At 65.0% G+C, this 18,631-nt stretch carries 16 protein-coding genes; 12 read left to right on the top strand and 4 right to left on the bottom strand.

The annotated features are described in order from the left end of the window. Positions 1–234: 234 nt before the first annotated feature. Positions 235–1,134: a hypothetical protein gene (locus GXY47_11855; protein NLV31834.1), complete on the bottom strand. Its 900-nt coding sequence runs from the start codon at positions 1,132–1,134 to the stop codon at positions 235–237. Positions 1,135–1,364: 230 nt separating this feature from the next. On the opposite strand from GXY47_11855, the gene GXY47_11850 reads away from it, so the two are divergent. Beyond that, positions 1,365–3,767 carry a molybdopterin-dependent oxidoreductase gene (locus GXY47_11850; GenBank protein ID NLV31833.1) on the top strand — a complete coding sequence of 801 codons (2,403 nt, stop codon included), beginning with the start codon at positions 1,365–1,367 and terminating at the stop codon, positions 3,765–3,767. Positions 3,768–3,930: 163 nt separating this feature from the next. On the opposite strand, the gene GXY47_11845 is transcribed toward GXY47_11850, so the two are convergent. After that, positions 3,931–4,869, bottom strand: coding sequence for a hypothetical protein (locus GXY47_11845; GenBank protein NLV31832.1), 939 nt, complete (start codon positions 4,867–4,869; stop codon positions 3,931–3,933). A gap of 290 nt (positions 4,870–5,159) precedes the next feature. Here GXY47_11845 and GXY47_11840 point away from each other — a divergent pair, with 290 nt between their 5' ends. Further along, the gene (locus GXY47_11840; protein NLV31831.1) at positions 5,160–6,140 is read left to right on the top strand and encodes a tetratricopeptide repeat protein; all 981 of its coding nucleotides are present in this window, start codon (positions 5,160–5,162) and stop codon (positions 6,138–6,140) included. A 32-nt stretch (positions 6,141–6,172) separates the two neighbouring features. On the opposite strand, the gene GXY47_11835 is transcribed toward GXY47_11840, so the two are convergent. Then, on the bottom strand, positions 6,173–6,655 hold the full coding sequence (locus GXY47_11835; GenBank protein ID NLV31830.1) for a tryptophan-rich sensory protein: 483 nt from the start codon (positions 6,653–6,655) through the stop codon (positions 6,173–6,175). Between the two features lie 172 nt (positions 6,656–6,827). Here GXY47_11835 and GXY47_11830 point away from each other — a divergent pair, with 172 nt between their 5' ends. The 4 genes from GXY47_11830 to GXY47_11815 all read left to right on the top strand — a co-directional run bounded on the left by GXY47_11830 (position 6,828) and on the right by GXY47_11815 (position 11,208). Continuing rightward, the gene (locus GXY47_11830) at positions 6,828–7,778 is read left to right on the top strand and encodes a hypothetical protein (protein NLV31829.1); all 951 of its coding nucleotides are present in this window, start codon (positions 6,828–6,830) and stop codon (positions 7,776–7,778) included. Positions 7,779–7,804: 26 nt separating this feature from the next. Beyond that, on the top strand, positions 7,805–8,221 hold the full coding sequence (locus tag GXY47_11825; protein NLV31828.1) for a hypothetical protein: 417 nt from the start codon (positions 7,805–7,807) through the stop codon (positions 8,219–8,221). A 63-nt stretch (positions 8,222–8,284) separates the two neighbouring features. Further along, entirely contained in the window at positions 8,285–9,592 is a 1,308-nt protein-coding gene (locus tag GXY47_11820) for an MFS transporter (protein NLV31827.1), read from the top strand. Between the two features lie 59 nt (positions 9,593–9,651). Continuing rightward, positions 9,652–11,208, top strand: a complete 1,557-nt coding sequence (locus GXY47_11815; protein ID NLV31826.1) for a carboxylesterase family protein — start codon at positions 9,652–9,654, stop codon at positions 11,206–11,208. A gap of 43 nt (positions 11,209–11,251) precedes the next feature. On the opposite strand, the gene GXY47_11810 is transcribed toward GXY47_11815, so the two are convergent. After that, complete coding sequence (locus GXY47_11810; GenBank protein NLV31825.1) at positions 11,252–11,455, bottom strand: hypothetical protein; 204 nt, start codon at positions 11,453–11,455, stop codon at positions 11,252–11,254. 220 nt (positions 11,456–11,675) lie between these two features. Between GXY47_11810 and GXY47_11805 the strand changes: the two genes are divergently transcribed. The 6 genes from GXY47_11805 (at position 11,676) to GXY47_11780 (ending at position 18,623) form a co-directional block, all read left to right on the top strand. Next, positions 11,676–12,068, top strand: a complete 393-nt coding sequence (locus tag GXY47_11805) for a nuclear transport factor 2 family protein (GenBank protein ID NLV31824.1) — start codon at positions 11,676–11,678, stop codon at positions 12,066–12,068. A 162-nt stretch (positions 12,069–12,230) separates the two neighbouring features. Then, on the top strand, positions 12,231–14,312 hold the full coding sequence (locus GXY47_11800; protein NLV31823.1) for an FAD-dependent oxidoreductase: 2,082 nt from the start codon (positions 12,231–12,233) through the stop codon (positions 14,310–14,312). A gap of 169 nt (positions 14,313–14,481) precedes the next feature. After that, on the top strand, positions 14,482–16,866 hold the full coding sequence (locus GXY47_11795) for a xanthine dehydrogenase family protein molybdopterin-binding subunit (GenBank protein ID NLV31822.1): 2,385 nt from the start codon (positions 14,482–14,484) through the stop codon (positions 16,864–16,866). 97 nt (positions 16,867–16,963) lie between these two features. Then, positions 16,964–17,581: a DUF3795 domain-containing protein gene (locus tag GXY47_11790; protein ID NLV31821.1), complete on the top strand. Its 618-nt coding sequence runs from the start codon at positions 16,964–16,966 to the stop codon at positions 17,579–17,581. Positions 17,582–17,649: 68 nt separating this feature from the next. Continuing rightward, entirely contained in the window at positions 17,650–17,898 is a 249-nt protein-coding gene (locus tag GXY47_11785; protein ID NLV31820.1) for a hypothetical protein, read from the top strand. A gap of 227 nt (positions 17,899–18,125) precedes the next feature. Beyond that, a complete protein-coding gene (locus GXY47_11780; protein NLV31819.1) occupies positions 18,126–18,623 on the top strand; it encodes a hypothetical protein in 498 nt (165 codons plus the stop codon). The last annotated feature ends 8 nt before the right edge of the window (positions 18,624–18,631 follow it).

The following is an 18,631-nucleotide window of genomic DNA, read 5'->3' as shown; positions in this document are numbered from 1 at the left end:
CTGGGGCTGCTCTCACTGCTGACAACGGTTCGTCAGCCCTTATGATTATCTGAACCGCCGGATACGGAACCGTACGTCCGGTGGTGTGGGAGGACGGGGGCCGTGAGGCCCCCTCCTACCCGATCCCTGACGCGCATTTCGAAAAGCGGTCCGGGGCCAGGGGATCGCCCCGATTTCCGGCTGACAGAGTGCTGGGGGTGTATCCCTTCCCGGTTCTTCTGCGGTACGGGCCGGCTACGGTTTCCTGATCTCGTAATCCGGCCAGCCGGAGGGGGTGTTCACCGGCATGATGTCCATGAACGCCTCCACCGCGTGGATCTGCCCGCCGTGGATCTTGAAGGCTTCGAACAGGGTCAGCGCGTTTCCGGGGCCGTAGTTTCCGGTGTTCCCGAAGTCGAGTCGTAACAGCACGACGCCCATTTCCTCGTCCACGGCCGCAACCCGGTAGGTGAGGTCGGGGTGTGCCATGACGGACTGGGTGCGGATGTTCTCGCTCCCCGCCCTGGCGCCGGGACCGGCGGTGGTGACCCCGTTCTCGATGCGGTAGGCGCCCGGCGCGAAGGGCGCGTCGACCGCCTCAAAGGTGCCGCCGACCTTCAAGCCGGCGGCGTAGGTTTCCGCGATCCGGATCAGCCCGGCACGCGACATGCGCCGGGAGGCTTCGGGCACGACGTTCATGGCCGCATGCGCTGTTGTCAGCTTTTCGATATCGAAGAGCGCGCCTTCCGCCCTGCTCCTTGTAACCATCGTTTCGATTTCCGTGATCTCCCTGTTTTCGATCTTCAGCCGCAACGCCAGCATCACGGGGGTGCCGTTCTCCTCGACGACGACATGGGCCGCCGCCACGCCCTCGCGGACGTCCAGGAAGTCCTGCCGATAGGGGCGGAGCTTCGATGCCCCCTTCCATAGCCCCTCCCCCAGCGGCAATGTCTTCGTGTCTTCGGTGAAGCGCACCTCGGGCGCGGTCGGGATCGCCTTCGGATCGCGCTGGACCAGGGCATCCAGGTATTGCGTGATGAAGCCGCGCAGGCATTCGCGGCCGCATGGATCGGCGGCCGTTCCCGCCCGGGTTTGCGCATTTGCCGGGATGGTCAGAAGGACGGACAGGGAAGCCGAAGCGATCGAGCGTTTCATGACGCCTACCCTCCGAAAAGTGGCGCCATTATACCTCACGGGACCGGAATCCGGCACCGGATAGCCGATCGCCCCGATGGTGACGGTAAAGCCGGATCGGGCCGGCGGCGTGTTCCCGGTCGAATGGAGATAATAAGACATTATTGAAAACGCAAATCGGCATATAATCCCCCTACGGCAGCCTGGCACCCGGGACATGGAACCCTCAACCCGATTTAGGGAGAATCCCCATGCTGGAGTATCGCCCCTGGACGTGGAAAATACCGGAAAACAGCGACGCCATGACGCCCGCCATGACGCGGCAGGACGCCTATGAAAGGGTCAGCGGACAAGCGGTGTTCACCCGGGATGTTTGTCTGCCCGGGATGCTCCATGCCAAGATTCTTCTTTCTCCCTATGCCCATGCGAGGATCGCCTCCATCGATTCCAGGGAGGCCGAGGCTCTCACGGGAGTGCGGGATATTCTCAAGTTCGGCGATCCCGACATCGCGTTTGACAATGAAAACGGCCCCTATTTTGAAGTTTCGCGCAACTACAACATTCTGACGCTTCCCCGAACCGGCGATTTTTATCAGCATCCGATGGGAGTCGTCGTCGTCGCCGACAGCGAGGAAGTCTGCGATCGGGCGCTGCGCCTCATCAAGATCACCTGGGAAGAGCTGCCGTTCATCCTTGACATGGAAGACGCGTTGAAACCCGGTGCGCCCAGAATCATGCCGGAGGTGCTGCGCATGAACCCCGGGGCCAGGGATCCCAACACGGTATTGACCGACCGGGAGGAGTTCGGCGATGTCGAAAAGGGATTCACGGACGCGGATAAAATCATCGAATACACGGTCACACGCGCTCGAAACTCCACGGCGGGCGTAGAAGCGGCCGCATGCGTCGCGCAATGGCGAGGCGAATTCCTGGACCTGTGGGTTCATCATCAGGACATTCCCCAGGGCGCGCTGACGGAACCGAATTCCATTCGCGAAAAAACGCAGCCCGCCATCGCCGATTGGACCAGGATTTCGGTCACGATGCCTTACCAGGGATCCTGGTTCGGCGGATTTGCCTGGCTGGCCTATTCCTATTCTTTTGTCCGCCTGGCCGCCATCCTGGCGCGGCGCGCTTCCGGAAGGCCGGTCAAGCTGCTGTACGATGAAAGCGGCTATTATTGCGGCGGCGACGATGCCGGGACTTTCCGATGCAAAGTCGGTGTGAAAAAGGACGGCACGATCACCGCCTCGCATTGGCATATGATCGGAATCCGAAACCCGGCCATCGAAAAGACCCATGTCAGCACCAGGATTCCCAATATTCTCGCCACCCAGGAATGGGCGCTGATCAACAAGGGGCACTCCATGTGTATCCGCCACGGAGCGCACACCTGTGTTCCGCACAACGTCATGTTCGATCGGGTCTCCGCGGAACTGGGATTGGACCCCACGGAGGTCGCGCTGAAAAACGACGGCTGTAACGGCCATGACTGGGATTGGGTTACGCGCTATCAGAGGGAAAATGGTTTCCCCCAGCGATGGAGTCTCCAGGAAGTCATTGAAAAGGGGAAGTGGGCCATCGATTGGGACAGGAACTGGCATGAGCCCGGAAGCAGGAGATTGCCGAACGGCAGGATGCATGGAATGGGTTTCATGCATGTCAATGAATGGCATTGGCATGCTCCTATCCCGGGGATCTCCTTTGCCTGCGTGACCCTGCGCCACGGCAAGGCCGCCATCATCGGCATCCGGAGCGATATGGGGATCGATACGGAATCCGGCGCGCGCAAATGCGTGGCGACGGAGATCGGCCTCAAGTATGAGGACACCGTGATGCAGGAGCGCCGGTCGGACAACACGAACTATCATTTATGGCAGATCGGCGGTTCCTTCGGCACGCCCTATATCACGACCCAGTTGGTTTTGGCCGCCAGGGAAATCCGCAAAAAAATCCTGGACTATGCCGTCCGGACGAAACCGGGCCTCTATAACAGTCCGGCCCAGCCTCCGCTTTTTCCGAATTTAAGGAGCGGGGATCTGGACATCCGGGACAGCATCGTTTTTGAAAAGGCAAATCCCGAAAACCGCAAGACGGTACGGGAAGTCGCCGATCCGTTTTGGGTGACGGATCCACCGATCTCTCATCCGGTAGCCGGAGTGCTCTATGGGCTGACGGTCGACGGCAAGCCTCATCCGGAGCTGTTGGCGATGGCACGGCAGGCGCATTTCATAGAGGTCGAGGTGGATACGGAAACCGGGCAGGTCGAGGTGACCCAGGTCGTCTGCGTCAATGACGTCGGCCATCTGTTCAATCCACGGGGAGCCGCGGCGCAGCAGTACGGCGGATCGATCATGGGGTTGGGAAGAAGCGCCACCGAGGAGCATGTCTACTGCCCGCGGACCGGCGTCGCCCTGAATTATGATCTGATCGGATACCATCTGGGCACCATGAACGATTACGCGCGGGCCCGCTGTCTGATCAATGAGAGCCATCTGGGATACGCCGCATACGGCTCCTATGGGCTGGGGGAGAATGTCGGCGCCGCCATGTCCGGGATCACGGTATCGGCGATATACAACGCCACCGGCAAATGGGTGCTGGATTATCCCACGACGCCGGACAGGGTTCTCAAGGCGCTGGGGAGGATCTGAGGCCGAAGGCGGCACCGTTGAAGAAGGAGCGGGGAAGGGGACGGAGCGGGGATTTTCCGGATCACGGCGGGGAGGAAGCGGCGCGCCCGCCGCTGCGGCGCGCGTATGGCTCCCTCCCCGCCTCAGGCTGAGCGGCGGGCGACTGCGGAATCGCCCGGCAGGGTCACCGTTTCGGCGCCGGGTTGTCGGCGTTGGTGCCGGTGGGGCCCCGGAAGTCGCTCATCTTGAGATGCGTCAGCGTGTGCACGTAGCGCAGCCTGCCGTTCTCCATCCGGAAGAGGTGGGTGTCGGGCGCGCCCGTCATGCCTCCCGGGCCGCCGGCGCCGAACGTGCACCAGACAACCACCGAGCCGAGCACTTCATCGACCACGAAGCGGCGGTTGGCGATGTTGACGCCGGCCGGCAGGCCGGCCTCGCAGGTGTCCGCGTCCGTACCCTGGGACGTGGTCATGCCCCCTTCGACCCGCACGCACGGATAGCCCCACGGGACCAGGTCGGTCTTCGCCTCGAGGAAGGCGTCGAGGTAGGCGGTGGCCCCGCGCACCAGTTCGGCTCGGCTGTTGCGCCGGTCGGCGGGGATGGGGCCCCAGTTCTCCTCGGACGTGTACTTCAGGTAGTTGTCGGCGTTGAACAGCCAATCCCCGGTCGTGGTCGTGATCAATTCGATCTCGGCGATCTTGTCGTGGTTGACGCGCAGCCGCACCCCGATTACGTGGGGATTGGCCTTGTCGGTCGCGATGACCTCGGTGAAGGTCTGGCACGAGGCGTCGTCGTACAGGCTCATGCTCTTGTCGATGACGAGGGGTTTGGTGAGGAAGCCGGTCTTGATGTCGGCGGGCTTCATGTTCTCCTGGTAGCCGAGCCCCGTGGCAAGCGGCAGGATGGAGATGTCGCCCCTGGCCTGAGCGGCCAGGTACAGCCGGACGGCGTGCTGCAGGCCGCCGCGCTGGCAGGATACCATCGGGACCTGGGAAGCCTGCACCCCCGGGGGAGGATCCCCCGGCTTCGGTTTGGCCTTCGCAAACTGCGCCTGCCCCAAAACGGGGAACAGCATCGCGGCACAGAGCGCGATGCACATCGTGACGAGATTCGTGCGTTTCACTGGATGTAGTCTCCTGATGATGGTTGTGTGGAATGGACAGGGCCCGCAGGCTGCGTTTTCATTCCCACCCCGTCGGGCCCCCGCTTCATGACCGCCCCATGTCGGATTCTTCGCTGCTTCATCGCGTCCCCCGGCCTGGATCAATGGCCGGAACCGCCGGACACGGGGATTCTACTACCGAACCGCCCGGCGCGGGTAAGGCATTTTCTCGGGCCGGGCCCCGCCCGGGGATGCGCGCTTCCCCTCTTTCGGCTGTTTGCGCCCCGCGGTCGGGCTGGTACTATCGGGTCATGAGGAGCCTTCGAATCCTTCCCCTGCTGCTCCTCGCCGGATTGCAGGCCGCCGGCGCCGTCGCGGCAGGCGAAGAGTATGAGCTGACAGGCAGGATCGTGTACGAGGAAGCCGCGTTTTCCCCGGACGCGACGCCCCTCGTGCTGCTGGAAGGAATCACGAAGCCTTTCGCCGCCCACACCCTCGCCGACCGGTCCGGAAAGTTCAGGTTCAGGAAGCTGCCGCCGGACCGATACACCCTGATCGTGTCGATCGCGCGCGTCGGCCAGTGCCAGCGGACGATCGAGGTCAGCCCCGGCCTGGCCGACTCCCGGGACAGGATCTCCGTGAAGGTGCTTTTTCGTCCGCAATCGAGAAGCGGCAACCTCGGGGGGGTGTCGGCGGCCGAACTCTCGGTCCCCGAAAAGGCCCGGAAGGAATACGAGAAGGCGTACCGGCGGCTGGAAAGAAGGGACCTGGCGGGGGCCGTCGCCCACCTGGAGAAGAGCGTGCGCCTGGCGCCGCAGTTCGTCTCGGCCTGGAATGTCCTGGGGACGCTGGCGTTCCAATCGGGAGAGTTCGCCCTGGCCGAAACCCGCTTCCGCGAAGCCCTGAAGCACGATCCGGAATACTACCCGGCCCTGGTCAACCTGGGCGGCGCCCTCCTGTCGCTGAACCGGATCCCGGAGTCGCTCGAGACGAACCTGGCCGCGGCGAGGGAAAGGCCCGACGACGCGCTGGCGCATTCGCAACTGGGGCTGAGCTATTATTTTCTCGAAAGACCGGTGGAGGCCGCCAGGCATCTGGAGCGGGCGATCGCCCTCGACCCCGCCCACTTCTCCTTCCCGCAGCTGCCGCTGGCCGACATCTACCTGCAGATGAGGGACCCCGTTTCGGCGGCGCGGGTGCTCCGGCAGTTCCTTGCCCTCCACCCCGACGCGGCCCAGGCGCCGGCCGTCAGGACGCAGCTCGAGGTGCTCGGCATCGGGACGCGGGAATAGACCCGCTCCCGGCAGCGCCCGTCGATTCCCGATCAGAGGGCGAACGCTATGGCGCCGTTGAGCGCGGCGGCGAAGGCGACCCAGGCCAGGTAGGGAATCAGCAGCGCCCCGGCAAGCGGCCGCACGCGCCAGAAGGCGATGACGGTGGCGAGGATGGCGAACCAGAGGACGAGGATCTCGACGAAGGCGGGGACGACGAGGCGCAGGCCGAAGAAGAGCAGGGACCACAGGCCGTTGAGCAGGAGCTGGGCCGCCCAGGGGGCGAGCGGCGGGGCGGCCGCCCGCAGGCTCCCCCGCGCGCGCCAGACGAGCCAGGCCGCGACCGCGATGAGGATGTAGAGGAGGGTCCAGACCGGGCCGAAAACCCAGCCGGGGGGCGTCCATGCGGGCTTGGGCAGGGTCGCGTACCAGCCGCCGCCTCCCCCGCCCGGCGTGAAGAGCGCGCCGAAGGCCGACACCGCGAAGGTAACGGCGAGCCAACCCGCCAGCCCGAGAAGCGAACGCTTGCGCCTCATCGGCCGGCCGGATGGTTCCATCCCGTGTCACCCCCTGCAATAAATGCTCTCAGGCTCATAAATCGATATTGATCGCCCCGATCTTCGGCTACAATGCCGGCAGAGTCAAGAAGAAGCGCCGCAGCCGGGGACGTTTGCCGGAACCGAAAAGGGGGGGAGTCGAAAGGGGCCCATGATGGCTGTCGATGACTATGAAAGGTATATGGTCAAAACGCCGGCAACGGTGGAGGAGCCCGATCCCGGTGTGAAGAACCGGACGTACCCGCCCCTGATCTACATGAGCAGCGGGCTGGTTCCCGGGGTCCGGTATAACGTGGAGTTCGGATGGGTATGGGGCATGCCCGAGCCCAATCCCTGCCTGGGGGAGGAGGTCGGCGGGCACGACGAGATCATCCTGAACATCGGTGGAGACTGCCGGGACCCGGAAGACCTGGGGGCGGATATCGAGTACACTCTCGGCGGCCAGAAGCTCGAAACCGATTCCACCGGGGCTCTGTTCGTGCCGAAGGGGGTCCCGCACGGGCCGCTGACCTACAAGGCTTACCGCCATCCGCACGTGCGCATCTCCATCCTGCTGGGAACCGGCGAGCGCGGGAAGGGGAACATGCGGAACCCGGAGGAGACGGGCCGGGGACCGGATCCGGGAGTCGACTATGCACGATACCTGGTCCGGAGGCCCACCTACGAGGTGATCGCGGGGACCCCCATCAAGAACCGGCAGAGTCCCTCCTCCATGACCTTCATGAACCGGAACCTCGTCCCCGAGTGCAACATTTACGTGGAGGGGGGCTGGGTGTGGGGGATGCCCGATCCCAACCCGCACATCCTCGAGCACGCCCACCGCGATTTCGAGGAGCTGGTGCTTCATTACGGGACGGATTACGAGCATCCCGAGGAGCTGTGCGGCGAAATCGAGTTTCCCGTCGGCGGCCAGATGCTCCGGCTCGATCGGACGTCGATGGTGTATGTCCCCAAGGGGGTGAGCCACGGTCCGCTGGTGTGGAAGAAGTACACGGCGCCGCATCTTGAAATTGCCATCATCCCGGGCGCCGGGAGTCTCGCGGAAGCCGACCCGGGCGGGCATCAGGAGAAGATCCAGAGGAACAAACACAACAGGTCCTAAGTCCTGGATAACCGGGGAGCGATACAATGGCGGAATCAAAATTCGGGAAGTACATCGTAACGGACTTGAACAGGGTGCCGGACGCCCTCGGCACCAGGGTCTACTGCATGCACGGCGGGGTGTTCGAAGGGGCGCCCTATGTCGACTGCGCCTGGTTCTGGCCGCAACCGAAGGAGGTGACGGTCGTGGACAAGGGTCACGTGCACGACTTCGGGGAAGTCGTGACCTTTTTCGGTTCCAATCCCGAGGACCCGACCGATCTCGGCGGCGAGATCGAATTCTGGCTGGAAGATGAAAAGCACACGATAACGAAGAGCTGCGTCATTTTCGTCCCGCCGGGCATCCGGCACTGTCCCTTGATTCTGAAACGCCTCGGCCGGCCCGTTTTCCATTTCGCCACGGCGACGGACAGGAACTACCGCGGCCCGCATGAAACGGAATAAGGCCATAGAAGGGGCCCGGGCCGGCGGGAGTCCTCCGCCCGGCCTGACCCACGTGGGGGATTCATGAAACCAGAGGAATCGGTCGGGCGGGAGCCGGAACGGGGAACGGGCGTTTCGCTGACGAGGGCCTACTACGTGCTCGTTCTCCTGACGCTGGTATGGGCGCTGCAGTTCGCCAATATCCAGATCGTCAATGTCGTGCTCGAGCAGATCAAGAACGATTTCCGGGTATCGGACACGGCGATGGGGCTGATCGCCGGGATCGTCGTCACCCTGCTGGGGTCGCTTCTTTCCATGCCGGTGGCGCGACTCGCCGACCGGAAGGGAAGGCTGGCGATCATATCGATCGGGGTCGCGTTCTGGAGCGTCCTGACCACGCTGGGGGGATTCGCGCAAAACGTCCTGCAGCTGGTCCTGGCGCGGATCGGGTTCGGCATCGGCGGCGCCGTGTCCCCCGCCCCGGGCAACTCCCTGGTCTCCGATTTCTTCCCCAGGGACAAACTGCCGATGGCGATGGCCATCATGTCCATGGCCCCCTGCATCGGCGGCCTGGTGGCGGCCTGGATCGGGGGGATCGTGGGCTCCTCGCATTGGGGGTGGCGCGGGGCCTTCGTCGCCGTCGCCATCCCCGGTTTCATCGTGGCCGCGCTCCTGTATTTCACCGTCAGGGAGCCCGTGCGCGGCATCCAGGACGGGAAACACGCCGATGTCCGGGAGTACGGGATCGGCGAGACGGTGCGCTTCTTTTTTGAAAACACTACCTACCTGCTGATCGTGATCGGGTTCACCTTCTCCGGCATCGCGGACCTGGCGCTGGCCACCTGGTTCGTCCCCTTCATGCAGCGGGTGCACGGCACCTCGCTGCTGGAGGCCAGCACGTTCGGGGGAACCTTGAACTCGGTCGCCGGCATCGCCGGGGTCCTCCTGGGGGGCGCCGTCATCGGCCGCCTGGGAAAAAGGGACGACCGGTGGAAGATCGTCGGGCCCGGCGTGACCTCGCTCCTGGCCGGCCCGGTGCTGATGGTGTTTCTCTTCGCCCCCCTGCCGTGGACCTACGTGGGGCTGTTTTTCGCCATGATCCTCCTGACGTTCCGCATGGGGCCGATTCTCGGCCTGGTGCAGAGCGTGGTCAAGGTCCGCATGCGGGCGTTCGCCGCGGCCACCCTGTTCATGATCGGCACCATCGTCGGCTCGGCCGCCGGCCCCCTCCTCATCGGGGTGCTCAACGACCTCCTCGAGGGCCGGTACGGCCCGCTCGCCATCCGGTACTCGCTCCTCTGCGTGGCGGCGTCGAGCATGCTGGGAGCCCTCTTCTACCTCTGGGCCGGGCGGCATGTCAGGGCCGACATCGGGAGAAGCCTGGCGGGGTAGGGCGCATCACCGCACCCCCGCCTCCGCCGAAGCGGGGACATTCTCATCAAGGAGTCGCCATGAGGCTACGACAGCGCCGGAGCTGGTTCGTGATACTCGCCCTGACATTCTGCGCGGCCGGATGCGGTTCCCCGGACCCGGTTACGACCAGGGTAACCGTGACGGGCGGCATCGTGGAAGGGGTGGCCGGGGACGGGATCCTTGCCTTCAAGGGCATTCCCTTCGCCGCGCCCCCGGTCGGCGCCCTGCGCTGGAAAGCGCCGCAGGCGGTGGTGCCGTGGGACGGCGTGAAGCGGGCGGACCGGTTCGCCCCCGGCCCGATGCAGGATACCGCCTTCGGCGCGCTGCTCGGCGGCCCGCAGGAGATCAGCGAGGACTGCCTCTACCTGAACGTCTGGACGGGGGCCCGGACCACGGACGAGAAGCGTCCCGTCATGGTCTGGATCTACGGCGGCGGCTTCGGCATCGGTATGACAAGCTCCCCCGCCTACGACGGCACGAGCCTGGCGAAGAAGGGGGTGGTTCTCGTAAGCGTGGCCTACCGCGTCGGCCCCATGGGATTCCTGGCGCACCCCGAACTGAGTGCCGAAAGCGGCGGGGGCTCGGGCGCTTACGGGATCCAGGACCAGATCGCGGGCCTCCGGTGGGTGAAGGAGAACATCGCCCGGTTCGGGGGCGACCCGGCCAACGTGACCCTCTTCGGGGAATCCGCCGGAGGCATTTCGGTCGCCATGCTGGCGGGATCGCCCGGGGCGGCCGGGCTGTTCCAGCGCGCCATTTCCCAGAGCGGCGGGTCGATGGCGCCGCCGCGCATGACGCGGGCCGCGGCCGAGGCGCAGGGGAAGGCCTACCTGGCCGCCCTGGGGGCCGGGGATATCCGCGCCGCCCGCGCCCTCGGGGCGGAGGAGATCCAGCGCAACACCAGGGGGATGGGGAGCTTCTGGCCCGTACCGGACGGGGAGACGATCGTGGCGGACCAGTACGAACGCTACCTGGCGGGCCGGTTCAACGACACCCCCATTCTCGTCGGCACCAACTCGAACGAAGGGGGGTTGTTCGTCACGCAGCCGGTGACGCGGGACGGGTTCGAGCGGATGGTGCGCGGACAGTACCCGGAGGGGGCCGACGTTCTGCTGGCCGCCTACCCGCACGCCACGGACGAAGAAGCCTCGCGGTCCGCCAGGGACATCATGCGTGATTCCACCTTCGCCTGGCCGACCTGGGCCTGGGCCACCCTGCAGGCCCGAAACGGGAGGCACAAGGCCTTCGTGTACTACTTCGACCACCGGACACCGGCGTCCCCCGACGGCGCCAACCACGCCGACGAGATCCGGTACGTGTTCGGCACGCTCGATACACCCGGGATGACCGGGGGGGGCGCCGGTCCCGGGGCCCAGGCCCTGGCCGAGAGGCTCCAGTCGTACTGGGTCCATTTCGCCCGGAACGGGGATCCCAACGGGCCCGGCCTGCCGCACTGGCCCGCCTTCGATGAAAAGGATCCCCGGGTCCTGTACATAGACGGCGAGTCGGGAGCGAGGAAACATCCCGATCTCGAAAAGATCCTGGCGTTCGACACCCACTTCGCCCGGGTCAGGGCGGCGCGGGCGGAACCGTGAGACGGCCTTCCGCCCCGCGGCGGCACGGACGGGCCGCGGCCGGCTACCGCGAGGGCGCGCGCCGGAGCCTTTCGACCAGCATCTCCCCGGCCGCGGCGGCGTTTTCGGGGGAGATGTCGTGAAACAGCACCACGATCGGATCCTTCGGTATGCCGGTGATCCTGCTGAGTTCCTCCGTGAAAACCCTGGCGATCTCCGCCTTCTTGGCGTACTCCTGGGGTGTGATTTCGACGATGACGACGGGCATGGCGTTTCTCCTCTGCGATAAGGTTGTCGCCCCTGATCATGGCACATCCGCCGCCGCGGGGGAACGTCCTTTGCCGCCCCGGGTCTTTCCGGGAACGGGCCCGGCGGCCCGCTGCCGGCCGCTCTCGGCGTAGAAAAGCGCGGTTGACATTGCAGGCTGCGCTTATACAATAAGTTAAGTTCAACCATCACAAGGAATAACCTGAAAGCGGAGAGAGGACATGACGCGCGAAGAATTCGATGTTTACCTGGAAAAATTCAACGGCAGGGATTACGACGGGTTCCTCGATTATTTCGCCGACGATTTCGAGATGATCCATGTCGCGGGTTCTCTCAAATCCCGGGAGGCGGTGAAGAAGTTCTATGCTTTTCTTCACGCCTACATCAAGGAGAGCGTGATCGTGGACCGTTTTGTTTCGGACGCGTCCACCATCGCGCTCGAGGCCAGGGTGCGGATCGAGGGTGTGAGGGAATTGTCCCCGGAAACCGTCGCCGCTTCCGACTATCCGAAGCTGAAGCCGCTGGCCGTCGGACAGACCGCCGTTATCCCGCAGTTCATCCATTACCATCTCGAGAACGGCAAATTCGTAAAAGTCGTTTGTGCCGAACTCTAAAGGAGCCCCCCGGCGACCCGGGAGTCCCATCCAGACCGCTGCCGAAGGCTCCGGCGGCATCGGACGGTTCCGCCGGGGAAGGCATCCCGATAACGGGCTCGTCAGATGTCGCCCGATTTTTTCAAAACAGGGCCGGAAGAAACCCCCGAAGGAGAAACGATCATGAGCGGGAAGGCGCCATTTGAGAAGCTGCTGTCCCCCTGCAACATCGGGAAGCTGCGGATCAAGAACCGGATCATCAAAACCGCCGCGGAAATGAACACCCATGACCCGCACGATTTTCACATGAACCAGAAAACCATCGACTACATCGAGGCGGTGGCCAGGGGCGGCGCGGGCATGATCATCCTGTGGAACGCCTACCTGGATTACCCCCTGGGCGCAAGGATAGCCGACGGGTTGCGCATCGACGCCGACGAATACATCGAGGGTTTCCGCAGGCTGGCCGATGCCGTCCACAAACATGGTTGCCGGTTGTCCGTTCAGATGATGCATGCCGGGCCCTGGTGCCCGGCGTCCCTTTCCGGGCGCCCGCCCATAGCCGCATCCGTGATGCGAGAGGAAGTGTACGGGAACTGGAGCGATGAAACCGTCGAGGCGAGCATCGCCGAGATCGAGGACATTCAGGAGAAGTTCGTCAAGGCTGCGGAGCGTTACCAGAAGGCGGGGATCGACCACCTGGAGGTCCACTGCGGCACGCAGCACCTGGGCAACACCTTCATGTCCCGCCACTGGAACAGGCGCGGGGACCAATACGGCCCGCAGAGCCTGGAAAACCGCTCCCGGTTCACGGTGGAGATCCTGAAGGAAATGAAGCGGCGCCTGGGCAAGGACTTCCCGATCGGCGTCCTTTACAACGCCGCCGAATACGGGATAGACGACGGTATCACCCCCGAGGAGGGAGTGGAGTTCGGCCGGATATTCGAAGCCGCCGGCGCGGACAACCTCCATCCCAAGGCCGACGGCTTCGGCCCGGTCTACTGCCTGATCAACTGGCCCGAAACGGTCTGCTACCCGGAGGTCCCCGATCCCCTGCCGGAAGGGCTCGACGGGAGAAAAAGCGGGGCGGGGTTCTGGGTGCCCCTGTCGGCCATGGTCAAGAAGGCGGTGTCCATACCGGTGATCGCCACCGCCGGCATCGACGCCGAAATGGGAGAGAGGATCCTTCTGCAGGGCCGGGCGGACTTCATCGGCATGACGCGGCAACTGCTGGCCGACCCCGAATTCCCCAACAAGATCGCCGCCGGGAGACTGGACGATATCGCCCCCTGCACGCGCTGCCTTTCCTGCATCGAGGCCATCCATACGCACCCGGTCGAGGGGAAGTCCTGCTGCCGCATCAATGCCGCCCTGACCAGGGAGCGCGAATTCGAGATCCGGCCGGCGCCCAGGAAGAAAAGGGTCATGGTCGTCGGTGGCGGACCGGCGGGAATGGAGGCCGCACGGGTGGCCGCCCTGAGGGGGCATGAAGTCGCGCTTTACGAGAAGGAGCATCGGCTGGGAGGGTCCGTACCCGTCGCCGCCACGATCAAGGGGCTCGAAATCGAAGACCTCCCGGCCCTGGTGCGCTACCTCGAGACGCAGATCGCCCGGCTGGGCGTCAGGATCCACCTGGGCAAAGAGGTGGACAGGGCGCTTGTGGAGCGGGTCGGGCCCGACGTCCTCATCCTGGCCACGGGAGGGGAGTATGCCGTTCCGGAGATTCCGGGTATCGAATCGGGCAAAGTGGTCCGGGCCGCCGCCCTGAACCGCCGGCTGAAGAAATATTTGAGGTTTTTCGGCCCCGGGCTGCTCAACCGGGCCACGAAAATATGGATGCCGGTCGGCAAGAGGGTCGTCATCATCGGCGGAGGCATCCATGGTCTCCAGCTGGCCGTGTTCCTGGTCAAACGGGGCAGAAAGGTGACGGTAGTGGACACGGCCGAGGAAATGGGGGAAGGGGTGATCGAGAATTACAAAGTCCGCCTCTTCTGGTGGTTGCAGCGGAAGGGAGTGCCCCTGTTGCCCGGCGTCCGGTATGAAAGGATAACGGATCAGGGGCTGACGGTGACCACCAGGGAAGGGGAGAGGAAGACCCTGCCGGCGGACACCCTGTTGCCGGCTCTGGCCATGGCTCCGGACGCCGACAGGGTCAGGAGCCTGGAGGGGACGGCGCCAGAGATCTACCAGATCGGCGACTGCGGGAACCCCGCCCTGATCATCGACGCGATCGGGGACGGCTCCCGCATCGGGCGCGCCATATAGGAAAGGCTGCACGGCCCCCGGCCGGGATGCGTCCGCGCCCCCGGCGCGATCGCCCGCCGATTCTGTACTTTTCAGACCGGAACTGCTTTAAAATGGGTCGGACGGGAGGGGATTTCCGCATCGCCGGGGATTCCGCGGTTCTTGAAGGAAAACGAGGGGAGTGCGGATTATGGCCGACCTGGAAGGCGCAAACGGAACCAGAAGAGATTTCAGGGTTGTCGGGAAACCGAACCTGCCCGGGGTATTGTCCTGGTCCCAGGTGACCGGGGTCGCGAAATTCGGGCTCGACTATGTCGTCCCCCACATGCTCGAGGCCAAGTTCCTCCGGAGCCCCTACGCGAACGCCTGGATCCGGTCGATCGACACCGCGAAGGCGAGGGCCGTCCCGGGAGTCGTCGATGTCCTCACCTGGGAGGACGAGGACGTCCGGAGCCTGCGCCTCGGGGGGGGATTCATGGGAGGCCCGTCCGAGCCCTTCCTGGATAACATCGCCGACCAGGAGGGGGCCGAGGTCGGCGTCATCGTCGTCGCCGAAAATGAGGACATCTGCGAGGAGGCCCTGCGCGCTCTCGAGGTGGACTGGGTGGTGCTGCCCCACGTCATCGACCTGCGCAAGGGACGGGAGCCGGAGGCGGCCGTGATCCGGCCGGCGCCCCCCTACCCCGGTCCCGACGGGGGAAGCGGCGGTCCGGGTCCGGCCGGCGGCCAGAATCCCCCCAGGAAAGGGAACGTCTCCTATTCCAACGTCAACGACGGGGACATCGAGGCCGGGTTCCGCGAGGCGGACCACATCATCGAATACGACGTCAATACGGCCGCCTTTTCCGGCCATATCCCCAACCCGACCGGTTCGGTCGCCTGGTGGTTCGACGACGCGGTCCACGGCGAGGGAAAGAACCTGCATATCGAGGGGATCCCCGCCTGGACCGAGGACTCGATCGGGGACCTGTACCACTTCCCCCCGGAAAAGATCTTCCGCGACGGAATGTTCCTGGGGGGGAGGTATTGCGACTGGGGGAACCGCAAGACTCAGCTGATCACCCCGCTGCTTGCCAGGAGGGCGGGCCGGCCGGTGCGCTGCGTCAACAACCGTTACGAGATGTACGACCTCAACCTGAGCCAGCGCTACGTGCACATGAAGGTCGGCTTCACAGGCGACGGAAGGATCACGGCCGTCGACGATTTCTCAGTCGCCGACGGCGGCGTCCGGGGCAGCTCCATTTTCGGCAACACGATGGACCAGACGTACGGCCCCTATTTCACCACCCGCTGCACGAATGTCCGGCAGAGGATGGAGGTCGTCGACAGCAACCGCGGCAAGATGTACGTCAGCGGTCAGCACAACCCGATGTCGTGGGATTCCCTGATGGTGGGGCTCTACCTGATCGCGGAGAAACTGGGGAAGGACCCGATCGAGATCGCGACGCTCAACCTGCACGGGCCCCGGTCCCAGGACGACCCCGACCCGGTCCCCAGCTATGAGGCGTGCGTGGCCGCCCTCAAGAAGAGGATGCAGTGGCGGTGGCACCCCACCGGGGCCGGAAAGCTCCCCGACGGGCGCCTGCACGGGGCGAGCTTCCGCTACAACCAGTGCCCGCGCCATTCCGGGATGACGTACAACACCAAGCTGGAACTGCGCAGGGGCCAGGTCGTCCTGGCGTCCCAGGGTCCCACCATCGGCCACTACGGCCTGGAATGCAACGCGATGGTCATCGCCGAGGAACTGGGGCTCGAATACGGGGATATCCGCATCGAGCTCGATTCCCAGGAGATCTACCGCCCTTACGGGGGGGGGAGCGACGGGTCTACGGCGTCCTCCTGGGCCATGAAGGAATGCGCCCATATCCTCAAGGAGCGGATCCTGGAAGCGGCCGTCACCGAGGCCAACGCCCCGGCGGCCGCCGGCGGCATCAGCATGGGGCGCGGCCCGGCCGCGCAGGCCCCGAACCCCTTCAAGGGGCTGAAGCCGGAGGACCTGGATATGCGGGACGGCAGGGTGGTCGTCAAGGCCGATCCGGGCAAGGGGCTTCCCCTGGCCCGGGCCGTCCGGGCCAACCTGTTCGCGACCTATTCGGGCCGGCCGCCGCTGGCCCTCTGGAACCAGCGCGGCAGGGCGCTCGACACGATGAACGTGGCGGCGTGCGAGGTCGCCGTGGACACCGAAACCGGGGAGGTCGAAATCCTCCGGTTCGGGGTCGCGGCGGATCCGGGGAAGATCCTGCGCCTGACGTCGCTCGAGAGCCAGATCGACCAGGTGATGGACTTCAGCGCCGGGTGTCAGCTCCAGGAGGAATATGTCTACGACCCGGCGACCGGGGTGAAACTCAGCACGAACATGTTCGACTACCGGAAGGTCTCGATGCTCGACATGCCCAGGGTGGACCTGGACCTGCTGGAAACACGGGCGGGGAACGCGTGTTACGGTGCCAACGGCATCAGCCACAGCCTGGCCAACACGCACCTGGTCATCATGGCCATCCACAACGCCACCGGCAAATGGGTCGAATCGCCGGCCACGCCCGAAAAGGTGCTCAAGGCGCTGGGCAAGGGATAAGGACCCGGACGGCGCGGCGGGCGGGATGGGACCGGATGGGGGGCGGCGCGGCGGGTGGCTGCGTTGCGAATTTTTTTATCGGGGGAGTGGAGGTCTCATGAGCACGGGAATGAAAAAGGGGACTTCGCGAAGAGAGTTCGTCCGGACCGTGGCCGGCGCCGCCGTCATCGGCTCCATCGCCGGACTGGACGTCCCGGCGGCCCGCGCTTCCGGCGCGCCGGAAAACAGGGAGTTGCTGGTCGCGCCCTGCGGGTTGTATTGCGGCGCCTGCCCCATGTATCTCGCCACCCGGGACAAGGACGAGGCGAAAATCAAAGCGCTCCTCGGGCAGTTTTCGGGCCGGGATTCCTCGATGACCCTGGCCGACGTGCAATGCGACGGCTGCATCGGCGGCGGACGGGTCGCGGCCTTCTGCCGGAAATGCTCCATGCGGGAGTGCGCCGAAACGAAACCGGGGGTGACCCGCTGCGCCGACTGCGGCGACTTCCCCTGCAGGCTCGTGACCGATTTCAACAACGACGGGATGCTGCACCACGCGGAGGTGCTGGAAAACTGCCGCGGCCTTCGGGAGAGGGGAATCGCGCGGTGGACCCGGCACGAGGAGGAGCGCTGGAGCTGCCCCGAGTGCCAGGCGCGCATTTCGTGGTACGACCCGAAATGCGCCCGTTGCGGGGCCGCGAGATCCGAACGGCTCTTCCCCCTCCGGCGGGGGTGACGCTCGGGCCGGCCCGGCATTCCAGGCGGAAGGGACGGGAGTTCAGGGTGCGGCCTGGGGAGGATGCCATGAAACGACGGGTGCTGTGCCGGGAATTCCATTCCCGGGCGGAAGCGGGAATCGTCCGGCAACTGCTGCTGGCGAACGGCATCGAATCCTACCTGAATTCCGACGACTGCGGGTCGGTCGACCCCGCCCTCGCGTTCGCGCGCGGGGTGCAGCTCTTCATCGGAGAAGAGGACGCCGCCCTGGCGGAACAGGTCCTGGCGGCCGCGGCGGAAGGCGGCGCAGGGGACGGGGCCCCCGGCCAGGATTAGGTCCGCGGGCCTTCGGCCACAGGCCGGAGGCCGTCCCGGGGAAGACCGGCGTCTTCGAGATGCGGCTCCTGGCTGCATATAGCCATTGGTTTCCACTCCGGGAGACATTATAATAACTAATTGGCGAGGGAAAAATATAAGCAAACAGAATGACCGCAGCCGTATGTTGTTTTGAATATGTCGCCTTCTTTGTTTTTTTAGAATACCGCTCTATGGACGCCTCCTCCTTGGGTCTCATTTCAGACCAGTTTCAAGTTAAAGTCCCGGCGCTCGCGGCGCAACCGTCGTGGGGCGAGGTTCTGGGTTTTCTGGTCCTGGGGGTGTTCATTGTCCTGACGGCGCTGGCCGGGATCAGCCTGTTCTGTACCGCCACCGGGTTTTTTTTCCAGCGCCTGGAGCGCGGCGGCCGAAGGCCTGCGGCACCGGGCTTCGTGCCGGTTTCCGCGGCAGACCCCCAGCGATCGCCCGCGACCTCCGGCGACCCGCTCCTCCCGGCGGTGATTGCCGCGGCGGTGGCGGTGGTGCTCGACGATCGGGCTTTCCGCATCCACCGGGTCGCCCCGGTCCTTGGTCCCTACGAGCAAAACTGGTGGGGGGGGGAAGGCCGGCGGCAGATCTTTGATTCGCATGCCTATTCCCAGCGCGGGGCCGTGCGCAACCTGAGGCCGCCGATCGGCAGGGCCCGCGTTCCGAGGCGGCGCCCGACTCTGAAGAAATACAGGTAAAGGATTCG

It is taken from the genome of Acidobacteriota bacterium (genome assembly GCA_012729555.1).
Lineage (GTDB): Bacteria > Acidobacteriota > UBA6911 > UBA6911 > UBA6911 > UBA6911.
This window is presented reverse-complemented; position numbering and strand designations above follow the sequence as displayed.

Excerpts from the sequence above, each read along its gene's own strand:
- GXY47_11835 (NLV31830.1), bottom strand. The coding sequence starts at position 6,655 with ATGAGGCGCAAGCGTTCGCTTCTCGGGCTGGCGGGTTGGCTCGCCGTT.
- GXY47_11790 (NLV31821.1), top strand. The coding sequence starts at position 16,964 with ATGAGCACGGGAATGAAAAAGGGGACTTCGCGAAGAGAGTTCGTCCGG.
- GXY47_11815 (NLV31826.1), top strand. The coding sequence starts at position 9,652 with ATGAGGCTACGACAGCGCCGGAGCTGGTTCGTGATACTCGCCCTGACA.
- GXY47_11855 (NLV31834.1), bottom strand. The coding sequence starts at position 1,134 with ATGAAACGCTCGATCGCTTCGGCTTCCCTGTCCGTCCTTCTGACCATC.
- GXY47_11810 (NLV31825.1), bottom strand. The coding sequence starts at position 11,455 with ATGCCCGTCGTCATCGTCGAAATCACACCCCAGGAGTACGCCAAGAAG.
- GXY47_11820 (NLV31827.1), top strand. The coding sequence starts at position 8,285 with ATGAAACCAGAGGAATCGGTCGGGCGGGAGCCGGAACGGGGAACGGGC.
- GXY47_11830 (NLV31829.1), top strand. The coding sequence starts at position 6,828 with ATGATGGCTGTCGATGACTATGAAAGGTATATGGTCAAAACGCCGGCA.
- GXY47_11850 (NLV31833.1), top strand. The coding sequence starts at position 1,365 with ATGCTGGAGTATCGCCCCTGGACGTGGAAAATACCGGAAAACAGCGAC.
- GXY47_11800 (NLV31823.1), top strand. The coding sequence starts at position 12,231 with ATGAGCGGGAAGGCGCCATTTGAGAAGCTGCTGTCCCCCTGCAACATC.
- GXY47_11795 (NLV31822.1), top strand. The coding sequence starts at position 14,482 with ATGGCCGACCTGGAAGGCGCAAACGGAACCAGAAGAGATTTCAGGGTT.
- GXY47_11840 (NLV31831.1), top strand. The coding sequence starts at position 5,160 with ATGAGGAGCCTTCGAATCCTTCCCCTGCTGCTCCTCGCCGGATTGCAG.
- GXY47_11785 (NLV31820.1), top strand. The coding sequence starts at position 17,650 with ATGAAACGACGGGTGCTGTGCCGGGAATTCCATTCCCGGGCGGAAGCG.
- GXY47_11805 (NLV31824.1), top strand. The coding sequence starts at position 11,676 with ATGACGCGCGAAGAATTCGATGTTTACCTGGAAAAATTCAACGGCAGG.
- GXY47_11825 (NLV31828.1), top strand. The coding sequence starts at position 7,805 with ATGGCGGAATCAAAATTCGGGAAGTACATCGTAACGGACTTGAACAGG.